At 72.4% G+C, this 17,856-nt stretch carries 16 protein-coding genes; 4 read left to right on the top strand and 12 right to left on the bottom strand.

Annotated features, from left to right (window positions below):
• Nucleotides 1-9: 9 nt before the first annotated feature.
• Nucleotides 10-3,021, bottom strand: a complete 3,012-nt coding sequence (locus tag ACZ7JA_RS29650) for a glycoside hydrolase family 3 N-terminal domain-containing protein (RefSeq protein ID WP_470811444.1) — start codon at nucleotides 3,019-3,021, stop codon at nucleotides 10-12.
• A gap of 235 nt (nucleotides 3,022-3,256) precedes the next feature.
• Between ACZ7JA_RS29650 and ACZ7JA_RS29645 the strand changes: the two genes are divergently transcribed.
• The 3 genes from ACZ7JA_RS29645 to ACZ7JA_RS29635 all read left to right on the top strand — a co-directional run bounded on the left by ACZ7JA_RS29645 (nucleotide 3,257) and on the right by ACZ7JA_RS29635 (nucleotide 6,324).
• A complete protein-coding gene (locus ACZ7JA_RS29645) occupies nucleotides 3,257-5,125 on the top strand; it encodes a lectin (RefSeq protein ID WP_470811442.1) in 1,869 nt (622 codons plus the stop codon).
• A 33-nt stretch (nucleotides 5,126-5,158) separates the two neighbouring features.
• Complete coding sequence (locus ACZ7JA_RS29640) at nucleotides 5,159-5,281, top strand: hypothetical protein (RefSeq protein WP_389450807.1); 123 nt, start codon at nucleotides 5,159-5,161, stop codon at nucleotides 5,279-5,281.
• A gap of 443 nt (nucleotides 5,282-5,724) precedes the next feature.
• Nucleotides 5,725-6,324 (top strand): GPP34 family phosphoprotein, encoded by a 600-nt coding sequence (locus tag ACZ7JA_RS29635; protein ID WP_351664433.1) that lies wholly within the window; start codon nucleotides 5,725-5,727, stop codon nucleotides 6,322-6,324.
• Nucleotide 6,325: 1 nt separating this feature from the next.
• Here the strand turns inward: ACZ7JA_RS29635 and ACZ7JA_RS29630 are convergent, their stop codons facing one another.
• The 10 genes from ACZ7JA_RS29630 to ACZ7JA_RS29585 all read right to left on the bottom strand — a co-directional run bounded on the left by ACZ7JA_RS29630 (nucleotide 6,326) and on the right by ACZ7JA_RS29585 (nucleotide 16,540).
• The gene (locus tag ACZ7JA_RS29630) at nucleotides 6,326-6,754 is read right to left on the bottom strand and encodes a VOC family protein (protein ID WP_351664435.1); all 429 of its coding nucleotides are present in this window, start codon (nucleotides 6,752-6,754) and stop codon (nucleotides 6,326-6,328) included.
• A gap of 13 nt (nucleotides 6,755-6,767) precedes the next feature.
• Nucleotides 6,768-8,378, bottom strand: a complete 1,611-nt coding sequence (cimA, locus tag ACZ7JA_RS29625) for a citramalate synthase (protein ID WP_389304989.1) — start codon at nucleotides 8,376-8,378, stop codon at nucleotides 6,768-6,770.
• Nucleotides 8,379-8,715: 337 nt separating this feature from the next.
• Nucleotides 8,716-9,327, bottom strand: a complete 612-nt coding sequence (locus ACZ7JA_RS29620; protein WP_351664439.1) for a TetR/AcrR family transcriptional regulator — start codon at nucleotides 9,325-9,327, stop codon at nucleotides 8,716-8,718.
• 9 nt (nucleotides 9,328-9,336) lie between these two features.
• Nucleotides 9,337-10,356 (bottom strand): agmatine deiminase family protein, encoded by a 1,020-nt coding sequence (locus ACZ7JA_RS29615; RefSeq protein ID WP_470811439.1) that lies wholly within the window; start codon nucleotides 10,354-10,356, stop codon nucleotides 9,337-9,339.
• Between the two features lie 15 nt (nucleotides 10,357-10,371).
• Nucleotides 10,372-12,093: an urease subunit alpha gene (locus ACZ7JA_RS29610; RefSeq protein WP_470811437.1), complete on the bottom strand. Its 1,722-nt coding sequence runs from the start codon at nucleotides 12,091-12,093 to the stop codon at nucleotides 10,372-10,374.
• A complete protein-coding gene (ureA, locus tag ACZ7JA_RS29605; protein ID WP_470811435.1) occupies nucleotides 12,090-12,800 on the bottom strand; it encodes an urease subunit gamma in 711 nt (236 codons plus the stop codon). The genes ACZ7JA_RS29610 and ureA overlap by 4 nt, the downstream gene beginning before the upstream one ends.
• 214 nt (nucleotides 12,801-13,014) lie before the next feature.
• On the bottom strand, nucleotides 13,015-14,103 hold the full coding sequence (locus ACZ7JA_RS29600; protein WP_389305001.1) for a branched-chain amino acid aminotransferase: 1,089 nt from the start codon (nucleotides 14,101-14,103) through the stop codon (nucleotides 13,015-13,017).
• 246 nt (nucleotides 14,104-14,349) lie between these two features.
• Nucleotides 14,350-15,393 (bottom strand): 3-isopropylmalate dehydrogenase, encoded by a 1,044-nt coding sequence (locus ACZ7JA_RS29595; protein WP_470811433.1) that lies wholly within the window; start codon nucleotides 15,391-15,393, stop codon nucleotides 14,350-14,352.
• Between the two features lie 146 nt (nucleotides 15,394-15,539).
• A complete protein-coding gene (locus ACZ7JA_RS29590; RefSeq protein ID WP_351664451.1) occupies nucleotides 15,540-15,671 on the bottom strand; it encodes a hypothetical protein in 132 nt (43 codons plus the stop codon).
• A 326-nt stretch (nucleotides 15,672-15,997) separates the two neighbouring features.
• Nucleotides 15,998-16,540, bottom strand: a complete 543-nt coding sequence (locus tag ACZ7JA_RS29585; protein ID WP_470811431.1) for a GNAT family N-acetyltransferase — start codon at nucleotides 16,538-16,540, stop codon at nucleotides 15,998-16,000.
• A gap of 83 nt (nucleotides 16,541-16,623) precedes the next feature.
• Here ACZ7JA_RS29585 and ACZ7JA_RS29580 point away from each other — a divergent pair, with 83 nt between their 5' ends.
• Nucleotides 16,624-17,502, top strand: coding sequence for an alpha/beta fold hydrolase (locus ACZ7JA_RS29580; protein ID WP_470811429.1), 879 nt, complete (start codon nucleotides 16,624-16,626; stop codon nucleotides 17,500-17,502).
• Here ACZ7JA_RS29580 and ACZ7JA_RS29575 read toward each other — a convergent pair.
• Nucleotides 17,462-17,827, bottom strand: a complete 366-nt coding sequence (locus ACZ7JA_RS29575; protein ID WP_470811427.1) for an alpha/beta fold hydrolase — start codon at nucleotides 17,825-17,827, stop codon at nucleotides 17,462-17,464. The genes ACZ7JA_RS29580 and ACZ7JA_RS29575 overlap by 41 nt on opposite strands.
• Nucleotides 17,828-17,856 lie beyond the last annotated feature (29 nt).

The following is a 17,856-nucleotide window of genomic DNA, read 5'->3' as shown; positions in this document are numbered from 1 at the left end:
CGGGGGGACTCACGCGGCCCGGTACGCCTCCGTGAGCTTCTGCACCGCCTTTCCGTAGTGGCCGGTCAGCAGCAGGTGGTCCGCGTCGGCGAAGGGCTTCGCCACCGCCGCCGTCATCCGGTCGCCCGCCTGGTGCTGGACGATCAGCCGGGCCCGGGTGACCAGCTCCCGTCCGGCCCGGTCGGCGCCCGTCCGCTCCGCCGCCGTCGCCGCCAGTGCGAGCGCCCGCAGCGTGGCCGCGCCGCCCCGCGGGACGGGGGTGAGCGTGGTCAGACCCCAGCCGTAGGGGTACTGCGGGTCGTACGACGCGTCGCCGACGTTGATCGGGAGCTGGGCCTCCGAGCGGGGCCAGGTGACCGGGAGCTGTCCGGTGAACGGCCGCCTGCCGTAGAGGACGTCGGCGACGCCGGCGCCCTCGGTGCCCGGCAGCCAGGCGGCGACCAGGGCGTCGATCCGGCCGAGCCGGTCGCCGATGAGCTGCGGTCGCCCGGAGACGATCAGCACCACGCACTTCATGGCCGCGCACACCTTGTCCACGGCGGCCTGGTCTGCGGCCGAGAGGGTGAGCCGGTGTCCGTTGCCGACGTCGCCGACCCCCTCCGCGTACGGGGTCTCGCCGACGACGACCACACCGGCGTCGTAGCCGCCGGTCGGCGCGGAGGCGTCCTTGGAGTACGTGACGTCCCCGCCCGCCTCGCGCATGCCGTCGAGGATCGTGGTGCCCGTGGTCGTCTTCCCCGAGCCGCCCTGCCAGGTGACGGTCCAGCCGCCGGTCTGGTTGCCGATGTCGTCGGCGTTCGACCCGGCGACGTAGACCTTCCGGCCCTTCCTCAGGGGCAGCAGCCCTCCGCTGTTCTTCAGCAGCACCTGGGACTCGGCCGCCGCCTCGCGGGCCACCGCCCGGTGCGCCGGGGAGCCGATGGCGGCGGCGCCGCGGGTGTCGGCGTACGGGTGCTCGAAGAGGCCGAGCCGGAACTTCTGGGTGAGGATGCGGGAGACGGCGTCGTCGATCCGCCGCTCGCTGATCCGGCCGGCCCGCACCTCGTCGACGAGCGTGCTGGTGAAGTCCTTGTACGTGTACGGCACCATCATCATGTCCAGGCCCGCGTTGACCGAGGTGCGGACATGGGCGGCGTAGTCGCCGGGGAGCTGGTCGATGGCGTTCCAGTCGCTGATGACGAACCCGTCGAAGCCCATCCGGCCCTTGAGCACACCGTTGATCATGTCGGCCCGGGCGTGCATCTTCACCGGGCCCTGGCCGTCGCCGATGACGTCGAGCGAGGAGTACGACGGCATGACCGTGCCGACGCCGCGGTCGACGGCGCTCGCGAACGGCGCCAGGTGGACGGCCTCGAGCTGCTGCCGGGTGACCTTGGTGACGCCCTGGTCGATCGTGTAGGTGCCGGTGGTCGAGGAGCCGTACTCGGTGCCGCCGTCGCCGACGAAGTGCTTGGCGGTGGCGAGCACCTTGTCACCGCGGTTCAGGTCCCTGCCGTCGGCCCGGCCCTGGAGGCCCTGGACGACGGTCTCCATCGACTCCACCAGCGCCGGGTCCTCGCCGAAGGACTCGTAGGAGCGTCCCCAGCGTTCGTCGCGGCTCACGCACAGGCAGGGCGCGAAGTCCCAGGGGATGCCGGTGGCCCGGACCTCCGCCGCCGTCACCGCGCCGGTCCGCTCGGCCAGGCGCGGGTCACGGGTGGCGCCGAGGCCGACGTTGTGCGGCATGATCGTCGCGCCGACCAGGTTGTTGTGGCCGTGGACGGCGTCCACGCCGTAGATCAGCGGGATCTGGAAGCGGGTCGCCTGCGCGCGGAGCTGGAAGCCGTCGATCATTTTGGCCCAGGCGTCCGGGGTGTTGGGCGTGGGCGTCGAACCGCCGCCGGACAGCAGCGAGCCGAGCGCGTACCCGGCGATGTCGCCCTGGTCGGTCAGGGCGCCCCGCTCGGCCTGGGTCATCTGCCCGGCCTTCTCCGCCAGGGACATCCGGCCCAGCAGGTCCGCCACCCGCTTCTTCACCGGCGTGCCGGCGTTGAGGTAGGGCAGCCCGTGGGCGTCGATGACGACCTGCGGCGTCTCGGCGGGCGCCTTGGCGCCGGTCACCGTGAGCTTCAGCGGGACGGTCTCGGCGGGCTCGGCGGCCTTGTCCCGCAGGGTGGGCACCCGGACGGTCCGCGAGGTGCCGGATGCGGTGCCCGCCGGGAAGGTGAGGGTGCCGGAGACCGGGGTGTAGTCGCTGCCGGGGCCGGCGGTGCCGCCCGCCGTCGTGTACGTGACGGTCACGGGTTCGTCCAGGGGCCGGGCGCCGGTGGTGGTCACGGTGACCCCGACCTTCGCCGTTCCGCCCTCTTCGACGGGGTACACGGCCGCGCCGGTGCTCACCGAGGCGCGCAGCGTCTGGTCGGCCTTGCCGTACAGCTCCACGTCGTCCATGGCGAAGCGGCCCTTGACGCCGGTCGGGAGCGTGACCGCGTAGCCCCACATCCGGTCGAGGCCGAGGACGTGGTCGATGCCGCCGACGGGCTGGTAGTCCGTGCGGTAGGTGAAGTCGGCGAAGGGGAGCTCGATCTGCTTCCAGCCGGTGAAGTCGTCGGTGAAGGAGGTGGTCCACAGCTCGGAGGCCTCGCCGTGGGCGCCGCCGTCCTTGATCTCGAAGGCGACCTTCCTGCCGTTGTCCTGGCCGTCCCACCAGAACCGGATGCCCCGGTGGGCGGACCAGTCGTGGCCGGCCTCGGTGGCGGCGAAGTCGTGGGTGAAGCCCCCGTAGCCGCTGATGTCGTAGGAGCCGCCGAGGACCTTGGCGCCCTCGGGGGCGTCGGCTCGGGCGGCCAGTTCGAGAGCCGGCGGGTCGTCCGTGTCGCCGCCCCAGGTGAAGATGCCCTCGGCGGGCTGGGCGGCGAAGGGGACCTCGCCCTCGAAGCGGTCGACGGGGACGGGGGCGGGATCGTCGGCGGCGCGGGCGGTCGCCCACGGGAGCAGCCCGGTGAGGAGTGCGGCGGAGACGAGCAGGGCGGTTCTTCGCATGTACCTTCCCTCGGCTCTTGATTCACTCATGACTTAGATCACGTCGTGAGTTAACTGGGTCAACACGACGCCGTCAATACTTCACGTCAGAAGTGGTACGAGGTCAACTCATGGCCGGATGAAGGCGGTTGTGTGTTCGGAAGCTGAATGCGCAACCTCTTGACGCGCCCCCGAAGCCGTCATTTACTCACGGCTCGCACGCCCCCATCCCCCACCTCCCGAAGGGCGGCGCTCCATGAGGCGACCCCTGCGCACGGCCCGGCTGCTGCTCGCCGGCCTGCTGACCACCGCCGGGCTCACGGCCGTCGGCATGCCCTCCGCGCACGCGGCCGGCGAGCAGGTCACGGCCTGGCTCACCACCACCGACGACTCCGGCGGACGCCACGTCGTGCGCGGCCTCCAGGCGCAGACGCCGTTCGCCTTCCAGTCCGGGGCCGGCGGCAGCGGCGAGAACATCACCGTCGACGAGAACACCCGCTACCAGACCTTCACCGGCGGCGGCGCGTCGTTCACCGACACCGCCGCCTGGCTGATGAACAGCAGCGGCGCGCTCTCGCAGGCGACGCGGGACGCGACGATGCGGAAGCTGTTCTCGCCCACGGACGGCATCGGGCTGTCGTTCCTGCGCAATCCGATGGGCGCCTCGGACCTCGCGCGGTACGGGTACACGTACGACGACGTGCCGGCCGGGCAGACGGACCCGAACCTCAACGGCTTCTCCATCGCGCACGACCTCGCGGACGTCGTCCCCCTGACCAGGCAGGCCCTGCAGCTCAACCCCGCCCTGACGGTCATGGCCTCGCCGTGGACGGCTCCGGCCTGGATGAAGGACAGCGGCTCGCTCAACGGCGGCTGGCTGAAGGCGGAGGACTACGGCGCCTACGCCTCGTACTTCGTGAAGTACCTCCAGGCGTACAGGAGCCAGGGCATCGACGTCTCGTACGTCACCCCGCAGAACGAGCCGACGTGCTGCTCCGGCTATCCCTCGATGAGCTGGAACGCCTCCGGCATCCAGTACTTCCTCAAGAGCGAGCTGCTGCCCCGACTCCAGTCCGCGGGCCTGCGGACCAAGGTGCTGGCCCACGACTGGAACTGGGACGTCTACGACACCTACGCGGCCCAGAGCGTCGACGACCCGGCGATCCGCGACCACCCCAACTTCGGCGGCATCGCCTGGCACGGCTACGGCGGTGACGTCGCCGAGCAGACCGCCGTCCACAACCGGTACCCCAACCTGGACGCGTTCGGCACCGAGCACTCCGGCGGCACCTGGATCGCCAACCAGCAGCGCGAGGACATGAACGACATCATCGACTACACCCGCAACTGGGCGAAATCGGTGACCAAGTGGTCCCTCGCGGTGGACCAGAACATGGGCCCGCACAACGGCGGTTGCGGCACCTGCACCGGCCTGGTCACCGTGCACGACGGCGACGGGGCGAGCGGGACCGTCGACTACACCGTCGAGTACTACACGATGGGCCACCTGACCAAGTTCGTCCGGCCTGGCGCCCAGCGCATCGCCTCCACCGCGTCGAGCGCCGTGCCCAACGTGGCGTGGCGCAACCCCGACGGGAGCAAGGCGCTGATCGCCTACAACGACTCGGCCTCGGCGAGGACGGTGACCGTCAACTGGGGTTCCCAGCACGCCACCTACTCGCTGCCCGGCAGGACCTCGGCCACGTTCACCTGGTCCGGCGCCCAGTCCGGCGGCTCCGCGAGCAGCGGCTCCTTCGTCGGGCTCGCCGGCAAGTGCCTTGACGTGGCGGGCGGTTCCAGCGCCAACGGCACGGCGGTGCAGCTCTACGACTGCAACGGCAGCGCGGCGCAGAGGTGGACGGTCGCGGCCGACGGCTCGGTCCAGGCGCTCGGCAAGTGCCTCGACGTCACGTCCGGCTCGACGGCGGACGGGGCGAAGGTGCAGCTGTACGACTGCAATGGAACCGGTGCCCAGCGGTGGTCGTACAACGACGCCACCGGTGATGTGGTGAACACGGCGGCCGGCAAGTGCCTCGACGTCACCGACAACTCGTCGGCGAACGGGGCGCGGGCCCAGATCTGGTCGTGCACGGGCGCCGCCAACCAGAAGTGGAAGCTGCGGTAGGGCGGGGCGCCTCCCGCCCGTGAGGGGCGGGACGTGCGCGGGAGTGCCGTGGTGGCGACGGTCGCCGGGTGTCTGCTGCTCGGCGGCTGCGCGGCGGTCGACCTGCCGCCGGTTCCGGAGTGGGGATCGGGGCGGACGGCGCGCCGTACGCGCTGATCCGGCCGTGCGGCGACGACGCCCGCCAGGGTCCCCACCTGGTCGGGCGGCCGCCTGGCGGCGGTGAAGGGCCCGTCACCACGGGAGGGGACGTGCGGCAGGAGGGTCCGCACGGGGACGCCGACTTCCCGCTGTTCACGCCGCCCGGGAGCCGGCGGGCCCGGCACCGGGGCGAACGGCGGCTGCTCCCCCGCCACCGGTGCGAGCCGGGCTTCGGGCACTACGTGACCGGGACTCGTACAACGGGAGGGTGGAGTCCACCGGGGAGCGGATCGGGCGGCCGCGGCCGGGGCAGGTCTGGGCCGGCGGCCGGGTGATGAGCCGGGCCGGCTTCGAGCGGCTCGCGGCGGGGTCCTGCTGAGTGGCGCCGCCTTGTCGCGGATCGGCCTCCCACGTTTCATGGTGGTCGTAGGAAAAGCCGTCCGGGACCGGGAGCGCGCCACATGACCACAGCACGGGATCTGTTCATCGTCGCGACCGACGTCTCGGGCGACCGCCCCGTGGAGCAGGGCGAGCTGTCGCTGGCGCTCGCGGGCGCCGAGCTGGTGGACCTGCTCGGCGCCCGGGCCGTGTCCCTGGAGGGCGAGCGCCTGGTACCGGGGCCGCCGCTGGCCCTGGACGACCGGATGCTGGACGAGGCGGGCTCGGCGCTGGTCCGGCAGGAGCCGTACGAGACGGCCGAGGACTGGCTGTGGCGCCGGGGCGAGGGGCTGGCCTCGGCCTACTTCGACGTCCTGGACACCGAGGGGCAGCTCACCGGCGAGCGCAGGCCCTGGTTCCCGCGCCGGCCGCGGACCGCCGCCGCCGACACCGCGGCCCGGCGGCAGGCCACCGACCGCTGGGAGGGCCGCGAGCCGGTCCTCGTCACCCTCGCGGCCGCCCTGGGCATCGGGAGCGGGGAGGGGGCCGGGGAGGAGTTCACCGACGAGCCGGTCGTGACCGTGCTGGCCGCGGTCGGCGACGCGGTGACCGAGCTGACCGCCGTGCGGCAGCGCCGGGAGATCGAGAACGCGGCCTTCGACAACATCTGGCGGGCGCCCTGAGTCAGCGCACCGGCTGCCCGATGCCCAGCAGGTTGCCCTCGCTGTCCCGGAACCAGGCGCCGCGCTCGCCGCGGGCGCCCTTGCTCGGGTAGTTGCCCTCGATCTCGGCGATGCCGTCCCGGGTGCGGAGCCCGGGCGCGTCGACCTCCTCGAAGACCACCCCGCGCCGCCTCAGCTCCGCCACGACCGCGTCGAGGTCGCCGTCGGTCTCGAAGCCCATCTGGGTGAAGGTGCCGGGCGAGGACCCGGTGGAGCGGAACAGCACGAAGTCCGTTCCGCCGCACCGGTACAGCAGCCCGCCGGGACGTTCGTCGACGGGCCGCAGGCCGAGTTTCTCGGCGTAGAAGCGCCTGGCCCGGTCCAGGTCCGCGGCGGGCAGCCGGGTCGCCACGCGGGCGCCGGACAGGAGGGCGCCGTCGTCTTCGGTCATCCCTCCACTGTGCCTACTCGGCCGGTTCCACGCCCGCCCGCAGCAGCCCGTAGGTGTAGGCGTCCTCCAGGGCCTGCCAGGACGCGGCGATGACGTTCTCCGCCACGCCCACCGTGGACCACTCGGCGCCGCCGTCGGAGGTGGAGATGAGGACCCGGGTGGTGGAGGAGGTGCCGTGCACGCCCTCCAGGATGCGGACCTTGTAGTCCACCAGCTCCAGCTTGGCGAGCTGCGGGTAGATCTTCTCCAGCGCCACCCGCAGGGCCCGGTCCAGGGCGTTGACCGGGCCGTTGCCCTCCGCGGTCGCGACGATCCGCTCGCTCTTGGCCCACAGCTTCACGGTGGCCTCGTTGGCGTGGGTGCCGTCCGGCCGGTCCTCGACGATGGCCCGCCAGGACTCGACCTCGAAGTACCGCAGCGGCCTGCCCTCGACCTCGGCCCTGAGCAGCAGCTCGAAGGAGGCGTCGGCGGCCTCGAAGGTGTAGCCGCGCAGCTCGCGCTCCTTCACCCGATCGACCACCCGGCCGACCAGTTCCCGGTCGCCGCCGAGGTCGATGCCGAGCTCCTTGCCCTTCAGCTCGACGGAGGCGCGGCCGGCCATGTCGGAGACCAGCATGCGCATGGTGTTGCCGACCAGCTCGGGGTCGATGTGCTGGTACAGGTCGGGGTCGACCTTGATCGCGGAGGCGTGCAGCCCGGCCTTGTGGGCGAAGGCGGAGACGCCGACGTACGGCTGGTGCGTGGAGGGGGTGAGGTTGACGACCTCGGCGATCGCGTGCGAGATCCGGGTGGTCTCGCGCAGCCGGCCCTCGGGCAGCACCTTCTTGCCGTACTTCAGCTCCAGGGCCGCGACCACCGGGAACAGGTTGGCGTTGCCGACGCGCTCGCCGTAGCCGTTGGCCGTGCACTGCACGTGGGTGGCGCCGGCGTCGACGGCGGCCAGGGTGTTGGCGACCGCGCAGCCGGTGTCGTCCTGGGCGTGGATGCCGAGCCGTGCGCCGGTGTCGGCGAGGACGGTGGAGACGACCGCGTGGACCTGGGCGGGCAGCATGCCGCCGTTGGTGTCGCAGAGGACGACGACGTCGGCGCCGGCCCGCGCGGCCGTGCGCACGACCGCCTTGGCGTACTCGGGGTTCGCGCGGTAGCCGTCGAAGAAGTGCTCGCAGTCCACGAACACCCGGCGGCCCTGTTCGCGCAGGTAGGACACGGTGTCCCGGACCATCTCCAGGTTCTCGTCCAGCGTGGTGCGCAGCGCCAGCTCGACGTGCCGGTCGTGCGACTTGGCGACCAGCGTGATCACCGGGGCGCCGGAGTCGAGCAGGGCCTTGACCTGGGGGTCGTCCGCCGCCTTGGCACCGGCGCGGCGGGTGGCGCCGAAGGCGACCAGCTCGGCGTGCCGGAAGTCGATCTCCGCCTGCGCCCGCGCGAAGAACTCGGTGTCGCGCGGGTTGGCGCCGGGCCAGCCGCCCTCGATGAAGCCCACGCCGAAGTCGTCCAGGTGCCGTGCGATGGCGAGCTTGTCCGCGACCGTGAGATTGATGCCCTCGCGCTGCGCGCCGTCGCGCAGCGTGGTGTCGAAGACGTGGAACGAGTCGTCGAGCTCGCTGGTTACCGTCTCGGTCATGAGTTCAAGGCTCCTGATTGTGAATCTTCGGTCTTACCGGAATGTCCGGCTCCACCGCCCCTGCGATACTCCTCGCGCCCCGCCTCCCGGCCGTGGGTGAGCCGGAAAACGAAAAGACCCCTCGCGGGTGCGAGAGGTCTGCGCGCGGGTCTGAGACGACGATGGCCACCCGCACCTGGTAGTACGAGATGGTCACTGCGGACCGGCGCGCCTGCTGCCGATAATCATGGCGAACGAGGGCACGGAGGAAGTTTCGCACAGTCCCGGCCCCGCCCGGCCGGGTGTCTCAGCATCCGGTCGCCGCGGTGGACGGGTGCCGCCCGGCCCGCCCCGGACGTCAGTCGTCCCGCTCCCGCGGTGCGTGCAGCGACTCGGCGAGGAGGTCCCGCACATGGGCGATCACCTGCTCGCGGTCCGTGCCGCGCAGGCCGATGGCGACGTGGATGGAGAAACCGTCGAGCAGGGCGCGCAGCCGGGTGGCGAAGCGGTCCGCGTCGACCGGCCGGAACTCGCCGCGCGAGACGCCCTCGGCGATCAGCGCGACCAGGTCGCGGTGCCAGGCGCCCTCGATGGCGGCCTGTCGCTCCCGGGCCTCCTCGGCGGCGTTCTGCGAGCGGTTCCAGACCTCCAGCCACAGGGTCCAGTGCGGGTCGCGGTGCCCGTCCGGGACGTACAGGCCGACGTAGGCCTCCAGCCGCTCGCGGGCGGAGCCCGCACGGGTGAGCAGCCGGCCGCGCTCGGCGCCGAGCCGGCCCTCGCTCCACTCCAGGGTGCGCAGCAGCAGCTCGTCCTTGGAACGGAAGTAGTACAGCAGATGGCCGCTGCTCATCCCGACCTCACGGCCGAGCGCCGCCATGGTGAGCTTCTCCAGACCGCGCTCGGCGATCATGTCCATGGCGGCGGCGAGGACGTCCTCGCGCGGCGGCGCGTTCCTGCGCGCACCGGCCATCGGCTGCTCCTAGCTCTTCGGCTGCTGCTGGGTGACGCAGTGGATGCCTCCACCGCCGGCGAAGATCGTACGGGCGTCCACCTGCGTCACCTCCCGGCCGGGGAAGAGACGGCGGAAGACGCCCGCCGCCACCTCGTCGTTCGGGTCGTCGAAGGCGCAGAGCACGACGCCGCCGTTGCACAGGTAGTGGTTGATGTAGGAGTAGTCGACCCAGTCGCCCTCCTCGTCCTTCAGGACGGTGGGGGCCGGCACCTCGACGACCTCCAGCGGGCGCCCTTGGGCGTCGGTCTCGGCGCGCAGGATCTCCAGGTACGTCAGCGAGCGGGCGTGGTCCGGGTGGGCGGGGTCCCGCTGGGTGTGGACGAGGACCGTGCCGGGGCGGGCGAAGGCCGCGACGATGTCGACGTGGCCCTGGGTGCCGTACCTGCCGTAGTCGCCGGACAGGCCGTGCGGGAGCCAGATCGCCTTGCTGGTGCCGAGCCTGGTGTGGATCTCCGCCTCCACCCGCTCGCGGCTCCAGCCGGGGTTGCGGCCGGCCCCGAGCTGGACCGTCTCGGTGAGCAGGACCGTGCCCTCGCCGTCGACGTGGATCGCGCCGCCCTCGTTGACGAGTCCGCTGCTCAGCACGGGCACCCCGGCCAGGTCCGCGACCTGGCGGGCGATCTTGGAGTCGTGCTCCCAGCGGGCCCAGTCCTGGCCGCCCCAGCCGTTGAACACCCAGTCCACGGCGGCCGTCCTGCCCTGCTCGTCGAGCACGAAGGTCGGGCCGATGTCGCGCATCCACGCGTCGTCCAGCTCCCGCTCCACCAGCTCGACGTCCGGGCCGAGCAGCGCGCGCGCCGACTCGCCCTGGCCGGGGCCGTGCACCATCGTCACCGGCTCGAAGCGGCGCACGGCGCGGGCCACGTCCGCCCAGGCGGCGCGGGCCGCGGCCAGCTCCTCGTCGTCGGCGAAGGTCGGGTTGGGCCCCGGCCAGGCCATCCAGGTGCGCTCGTGCGGGGCCCACTCGGGGGGCATGCGGTAGGTCATGGGCAGGTCCTTGGATCAGAGGAAGTAGAGCCGGTTGAGGGACACGGACTCGGCGGGTTCGGAACGCAGCGGGTCGCCGTCGAGGGTGACCAGGCCGGTGCGCCCGTCCACGTCGACCGCCCCGGTACGGGAGTTGAGCCGCAGGTCGGCCGGGCCGATGCCGCGGGTGCCGCGGACCGCGACCCGGCGGCGCCGGGTGGGCATCGTGTCGCTCCCCTGCTCGGCGGCGCGGGCGACGAAGGCCACCGAGAGGTCGGCCGCGGTGGCGCCGTACGCGCCGAACTGCGGCCCCAGCACCAGGGGTTCGCAGGTGTCGGTGGCCGCGTTGGGGTCGCCGGTCACGCCGTAGGCCGGGAAGCCGGACTTGAGGACGAGCTGCGGCTTGGCGCCGAAGTACTCCGGGCGCCACAGCACGATGTCGGCGAGCTTGCCCGTCTCGATCGAGCCGACCTCGTGGGAGAGGCCGTGCGCGATGGCGGGGTTGATGGTCAGCTTGGCGATGTAGCGCAGGACGCGGGCGTTGTCGTCGCCCTCGCCGTCGCCCTCCAGCGGGCCCAGCTCGGCCTTCATCTTGCCGGCCATGGCGAAGGTGCGGCGGACCGTCTCGCCGGCGCGGCCCATGCCCTGCGCGTCGGACGAGGTGATGCCGATCGCGCCCAGGTCGTGCAGGACGTCCTCGGCGCCCATCGTGCCGGCCCGGATGCGGTCGCGGGCCATGGCGGCGTCGCCGGGCAGGTCGGTCTTCAGGTCGTGGACGGAGACGATCATGCCGTAGTGCTCGGCGACCGCGTCCCGGCCGAAGGGCAGGGTGGGGTTGGTGGAGGAGCCGATGACGTTCGGGACGCCGGCCATCTTGAGCACGTTCGGCACGTGGCCGCCGCCGCAGCCCTCGATGTGGAAGGCGTGGATCGTACGGCCCTCCAGCACCCTGAGGGTGTCCTCCACGGACAGGCACTCGTTCAGGCCGTCGCTGTGCAGGGCGACCTGGACGTCGTGCTCCTCGGCCACCCGCAGGGCCGTGTCGAGCGCGCGCGTGTGCGCGCCCATGTCCTCGTGCACCTTGAAGCCGCTCGCCCCGCCCTCGGCGAGCGCCTCGACCAGCGGCGCCTCGTGGGACGACGAACCCCGGCCGAGGAAGCCGATGTTGACCGGCCAGGCGTCGAAGGCGCCGAACGCGTGCCGCAGCGCCCAGGGCGAGTTGACGCCCACGCCCCACACCGGGCCGAACTCCTGCCCGATGATCGTGGTCACGCCGGAGGCGAGGGAGGCCTCCATGATCCGCGGCGACAGCAGGTGCACATGGGTGTCGACGGCGCCGGCGGTGGCGATCAGCCCTTCCCCGGACACGATGGACGTGCCGGTGCCGACGACGACGTCGACGCCGTCCAGGGTGTCGGGGTTGCCGGCCCGGCCGATCGCGTGGATGCGCCCCTCGCGGATGCCGATGGACACCTTGCGGATGCCCTGGACCGCGTCGATCACGACGACGTTGCTGATCACGACGTCGCAGGTGTCACGGACGGCGGCGGCCTTCAGGTGCAGCCCGTCGCGCGCCGTCTTGCCGAACCCGGCGAGGAACTCGTCGCCGTAGCGCTGGGCGTCCGACTCGATCCGGACGGTCAGCCCGGAGTCGCCCAGGCGGACGCGGTCACCCGCCCGGGGTCCGTGGGTCGCCGCGTAGGCATGCGGGTCGACGTGGATCGACCGGCTCACCTCGCGTCCCTTCGAGCGGCTCATCGCTCCTCGCCTCCGTCCTCTGCGTCCTGCTCAGCGACTCCGAGGTATCCGCAGGCCGCGGCCCTGCGCAGCGCCTCCCGCCGCGCGCCGGGCGCGTCCAGCGGGCCGTCGACCAGGCCGGCGAAGCCGATCGCGATCCGCTCGCCGCCGATCGGCACCAGGCCGACCTCCTCGCTCTCCCCCGGCCCGAACCGCACCGAGGAGCCGGCGGGCACGGCGAGGCGCATGCCGTAGGAGCTCGCGCGGTCGAAGTCGAGCCGCGGGTTGGCCTCGAAGAAGTGGAAGTGGGAGGTGACCGAGACCGGCACGGACGCGGTGTTGGTGACCCGGAGCCGGACGGCCGGCGCGGGGTCGGCGTGCTCGGGACCGGGCAGCAGCGCACCCGGCGCCCGCTCCCCCGGTCCGCCGCCGATGGGGTCGGAGACCACCGCGAGCCGGGAGCCGTCGTCGAAGACGGCCTCGACCATCACCTCGGTGACGACGTCGGCGACGCCCGGCAGCACGTCCTCGGGGCCGAGCACCGAGCGGGCCGCCTCGACGGCCTCGGCGAGCCGCCGGCCGTCGCGGGCCGCCTCGCAGACCGTGTCCGCGATCAGCGCGGTGGCCTCCGGCACGTTCAGCTGGAGACCGCGCGCCCGGCGGGCCCGGGCCAGTTCGGCGGCCCCGAAGAGCAGCAGCCGGTCCCGCTCGGTGGGAGTCAGTCTCACGGCACGGCACCTCCTTGTCGTCCGACGTTTAGAGCATCACTCTAAACGCAGTCCGGAAGCAAGAGGTGTGCTGGCCGGTTCGGCTCGCCGAATGTCACATTGAGCGTTGCTCTAAACCGTCTGAGATGAGTCCGGGGCGAAGCGTCTCCGAACGCACATGGGGCCGCCCCGGACGCGTGGTCCGGGGCGGCCCCATGTGCGTGCCGGCCGGGCGTCAGCCCAGCTTGTGCATCCAGCCGTGCCGGTCCTCGGCCTTGCCGCGCTGGATGTCCAGGAGGGCCTGGCGCAGGCGGACGGTGACCTCGCCGGGCTCGCCACCGCTCTGCTGCCACTCGGCGCCGGCCCGCTTGACGGTGCCGACCGGGGTGATCACGGCCGCGGTGCCGCAGGCGAAGACCTCGGTGAGGGTGCCGTTCTCGGAGTCGCGCTGCCACTGCTCGACCGAGACCCGGCCCTCCTCGGACGTGTAGCCGAGGTCGCGGGCGACGGCGAGCAGGGAGTCACGGGTGACGCCCTCCAGGATGGAACCGGTCAGGGTGGGCGTGACGATCTTGTCGCCGTACACGAAGTACAGGTTCATGCCGCCCAGTTCCTCGACCCACTTGTGGTCCACGGCGTCGAGGTAGCAGACCTGGTCGCAGCCCTTGGCGGCGGCCTCGGCCTGGGCGAGCAGAGACGCGGCGTAGTTGCCGCCGGTCTTGGCGTCGCCCATGCCGCCGGGGACGGCGCGGACGCGGTCCTCGGAGACCCAGATCGACACCGGCCGGACCCCGCCCGGGAAGTAGGCGCCGGCCGGGGAGGCGATCACGATGAACAGGTACTCGTTGGCGGGCTTGACGCCCAGGCCGACCTCGGTGGCGATCATGAACGGGCGCAGGTAGAGGGACTCCTCGCCACCGTGCGCGGGCACCCAGTCCTTGTCCTGCTGGACCAGGAGGTCGCAGGCCTCGACGAACGTCTCGACCGGCAGCTCCGGCATGGCGAGACGGCGCGCGGAACGCTGGAAGCGCTTGGCGTTCTGGTCCGGGCGGAAGGTGGCGACCGAGCCGTCGGGCTGGCGGTAGGCCTTCAGGCCCTCGAAGATCTCCTGGGCGTAGTGCAGGACGTTGGTGGCCGGGTCGAGGGGGATCGGCGCGTACGGAACGAGCTGGCCGTCGTGCCAGCCGCGCCCCTCGGTCCACTTGATCGTCACCATGTGGTCGGTGAAGTGGCGGCCGAATCCGGGGCTGGCCAGGATCGCCTCGCGCTCCGCGGCGGCGAGCGGGTGGGCGGAGGGCTTGAGCTCGATCGTGGGCGTCGTCATGAGTGGGTGTCCTTCACCGGTGAGTAGTGACCGGGCCGCGCTCACGCCCCGCACCGGCCGGTGGCCGGTGCTAGGACATCCGAGCTTTCCCTCATGTCGCGGCTCCGCGTTCGATTATCGCGCGCGGACCACGGCGGACGGAATCGGGGTGAAAGCGGCCCAGTGGTTGATGGTGGCACCCGGCGAGGCACAAAAGAAGCCGCCGGGTGCGTGTGCGACCCGACGGCTTGAGCGTGGCGCGGCGGGTCAGCCGGCTACGCGTACGGCGAGGGCGTCGCCGATCTCGGAGGTGCTGCGGGCGGGCTTGCCCACCCGCTCGGTGAGGTCGGCGGCGACCGCGGCGTCGATGCGGTCGGCCTCGGCGTCGTGGCCGAGGTGGCGCAGCAGCAGCGCGACGGAGAGGACCGTGGCGCTGGGGTCGGCCTTGCCCTGGCCCGCGATGTCCGGGGCCGAGCCGTGGACCGGCTCGAACATGGACGGGAACTCGCGGCCGGGGTTGATGTTGCCCGAGGCGGCCACGCCGATGCCGCCGGAGACGGCCGCGGCGAGGTCGGTGATGATGTCGCCGAAGAGGTTGTCGGTGACGATCACGTCGAAGCGGGCGGGGTCGGTGACCAGGTAGATGGTCGCCGCGTCCACGTGGATGTAGTCGGTGGTGACCTCGGGGTACTCCGCGGCCACCTTGTTGAAGACGTTCGTCCACAGGTGCCCGGCGAAGGTCAGCACGTTGTTCTTGTGGACCAGCGTGAGCTTCTTGCGCGGGCGGCCCTGGGCGCGGGCGAAGGCGTCGCGGACCACGCGCTCGACACCGTAGGCCGTGTTGACGGAGACCTCGGTGGCGACCTCGTGCTCGGTGCCCTTGCGGATGGTGCCGCCGTTGCCCGTGTAGGGGCCCTCGGTGCCCTCGCGGACGACCACGAAGTCGATCTCCGGCTGGCCGGCCAGCGGGGTGGAGACGCCGGGCAGCAGCTTCGACGGGCGCAGGTTGACGTGGTGGTCGAAGGCGAAGCGGAGCTTGAGCAGGAAGCCGCGCTCCAGGACGCCGGAGGGGACCGACGGGTCGCCGATGGCGCCGAGCAGGATGGCGTCGTGCTGCTTGAGGGCGTCGAGGTCGGCGTCGGTGAGGGTCTCACCGGTGGCGTGGTAGCGCTTGGCGCCGAAGTCGTACTCCTTGGTCTCCAGCTTCACATCCTGCGGCAGGACGGCGGAGAGGACCTTCAGACCCTCGGCCACGACCTCCTGGCCGATGCCGTCACCGGGGATCACTGCGAGATTGATGCTGCGAGACATGTCGGCACCCTACTCCTCGTCCCAGAGGATGACATGCCCTGTCCGCGATGCGGACATGAGAGCCGCCGGCCGCCTCCAGCGGCGCGGCGCGACGGCGGGGCCGCGCCGCGCCACGGAGGGGATGCGGCTCCCGGATCGGTGGCGGCTCAGTGGCCGGTCTCGCCGCCGTTGTCCCGGCGGTCGAGGGCGCGCTGGAGTGCGGCGGCGGCGTTCTTGCGCTCGGACTCGGTCGAGCGGGAAACGTGGCGGACTCGGCGGCGGCTGGTCGTCTCGGCCATGGTGAATCGACTCCTTCGGGAAACCGGAGTGCGGCAAGGGGGTTGCGAGACTCCCCCACTGCCTGATGGGCACGGGCGGGGGCCCCTGAGGGCGGGGAGCGGTGCCGCAGGGGTTGCCTGCACGGGGCCCGGCTCACGACCGCCGCTCGCTGGATCGAGCGAGACGTTCGACTCCTACAAAACTAAGCGAGCCCGTCGCGCCTGTCTGCACAATTACTCGGACTTCCTACTATCTGAGACGGCGGATCCCGTCACACGGCCATGACCTGCGCCTTGTCCGAGGGGAGGGCGCGGCGGACGGTCCGAGCGATCCTGCGAGGGCGGGATCAGACGACGTCGCCGTCCCGCCAGTCGAAGACCAGGTCGTGCCCGGGGTCGAGCGGCCGCCCGGTGCGGACGGGCCGGAGGAGGACGTTCCCCTCCTCCTCGGGCAGGCGGACGACGCCGGAGGGCGAGAGGGCGCACACGCGCCCGCCCCACCACCGCCAGCCCCGGGCCGTGTACAGCGGGGCGCCGTCCTCGCTCGCGCAGAGCGCTCCGAGGTCGTAGGCCCGGTCGACGACGTGCTCCAGGGCCGACATCACCCGCCCGCCCAGCCCGGTCCGGCGCACGTCGGCGCGCACGGCGACGGCCTCCACGTATCCGGTGCGCAGCCAGTGGCCGCGGTGCAGCGTCCGCCGCATCACGACCGAGCCGTGCGCGGCGAGCCCGGCGCCGTCGTGGACGAGGGCGTGCATGCCGCCGAGTCCGTGGTCCCAGTCCTCGTCGCTGAAGTCGCCGTCGAAGGCCTCGTCCAACAGGGCCCGCACGCAGCGGAGTTCGGCGGGCGTCAAGGCGGAGGTGTGGGCGGTGCGCAGGCGAGGCGTCATGACCCCAGTATCGCCCCCGCCGGTTCGACCTAACCGTCAAATTATTCTTGACAGGTTAGACAGACGCGTGCTGGACTGCACCCATGTCCACTCACCGGGTCCACCACCGCACCGTCACCGTCCGCGGTCTCGAGGTGTACTACCGCGAGGCGGGCCCCTCCGACGCCCCGGTGCTGCTGCTCCTGCACGGCTTCCCGAGCAGCTCGCACATGTTCCGCGACCTGATCCCGCTGCTCGCGGACCGGTACCGGGTGATCGCCCCCGACCACATCGGCTTCGGCCGGTCGGCAGCGCCCGGTCCGGCGGAGTTCTCGTACACCTTCGCCGAACTCGCCGCCGTCACCGACGAGTTCACTCAGCGGCTCGGGCTGGAGCGGTACGCCCTCTACATCCAGGACTACGGCGCCCCGATCGGCCTGCGCCTGGCCCTCGCGCACCCCGACCGGGTGACCGCGATCGTCACGCAGAACGGCAACGCCTACGAAGAGGGGCTCGGCGAGGAGGCCTGGGCGCCCGTGCTCGCCCTGATCGAGAAGCGGACGCCCCGGACGGAGGCTCCGGTACGCGAGATCTACTCCCCCGAGGGCGTCAAGTGGCAGTACCTGCACGGCGTTCCGGACCCCTCACTGGTCAGCCCGGACGCCTACGAGCACGACGCGGCGCTGCTGGGCCGCCCCGGCCAGTCGGAGATCCAGCTCGACCTGATCTCCGACTACGGCGCCAACTTCGCCCTCTACCCGGCCTTCCACGACTACTTCCGGACCAGCCGGGTCCCGCTGCTCGCGGTCTGGGGCGGACACGACGAGATCTTCGTGCCGGCCGGCGCGCTCGCCTTCCAGCGGGACCTGCCGGAGGCCGAGGTGCACCTGCTGCCCGCCGGGCACTTCGCCCTGGAGACGCACGCGGACGCTATCGCCGCGCTCATGCGGGACTTCCTCGGCCGTCACCTGCCCACCGGCTGAGCAGTTCGCGGAAGCCCTCGGGATCGTCCACCCACGGCATGTGCCCCGCCCGCGGAAGGGTGACCCGGCGGACGTGCGGCAGCGAGACGGCGAGGGAGTCGACGGCGCTCCGGGGGCGGATGTCATGGGCGCCGTCGACGATCAGCACCGGCACCCCGAGGTCCCGGCAGGCGGCGTGCAGCGCGGGGGTCCCCCAGGTGCGCTCGCGTTCCGCGCTGAGGGCGCCGGCGCACTCGGAGTTGACGCCGAACCACGGCTCGGCCATGCGCCCGGCCGGCTCCAGGGCCCGGTCCCGGTCCTCGAACTCCACGGACCAGTGCAGCACGGCCCGCTCCCGCTCCGCGTCCGGCGTGC

This window comes from Streptomyces sp. NPDC038135, assembly GCF_055601245.1.
This window is presented reverse-complemented; position numbering and strand designations above follow the sequence as displayed.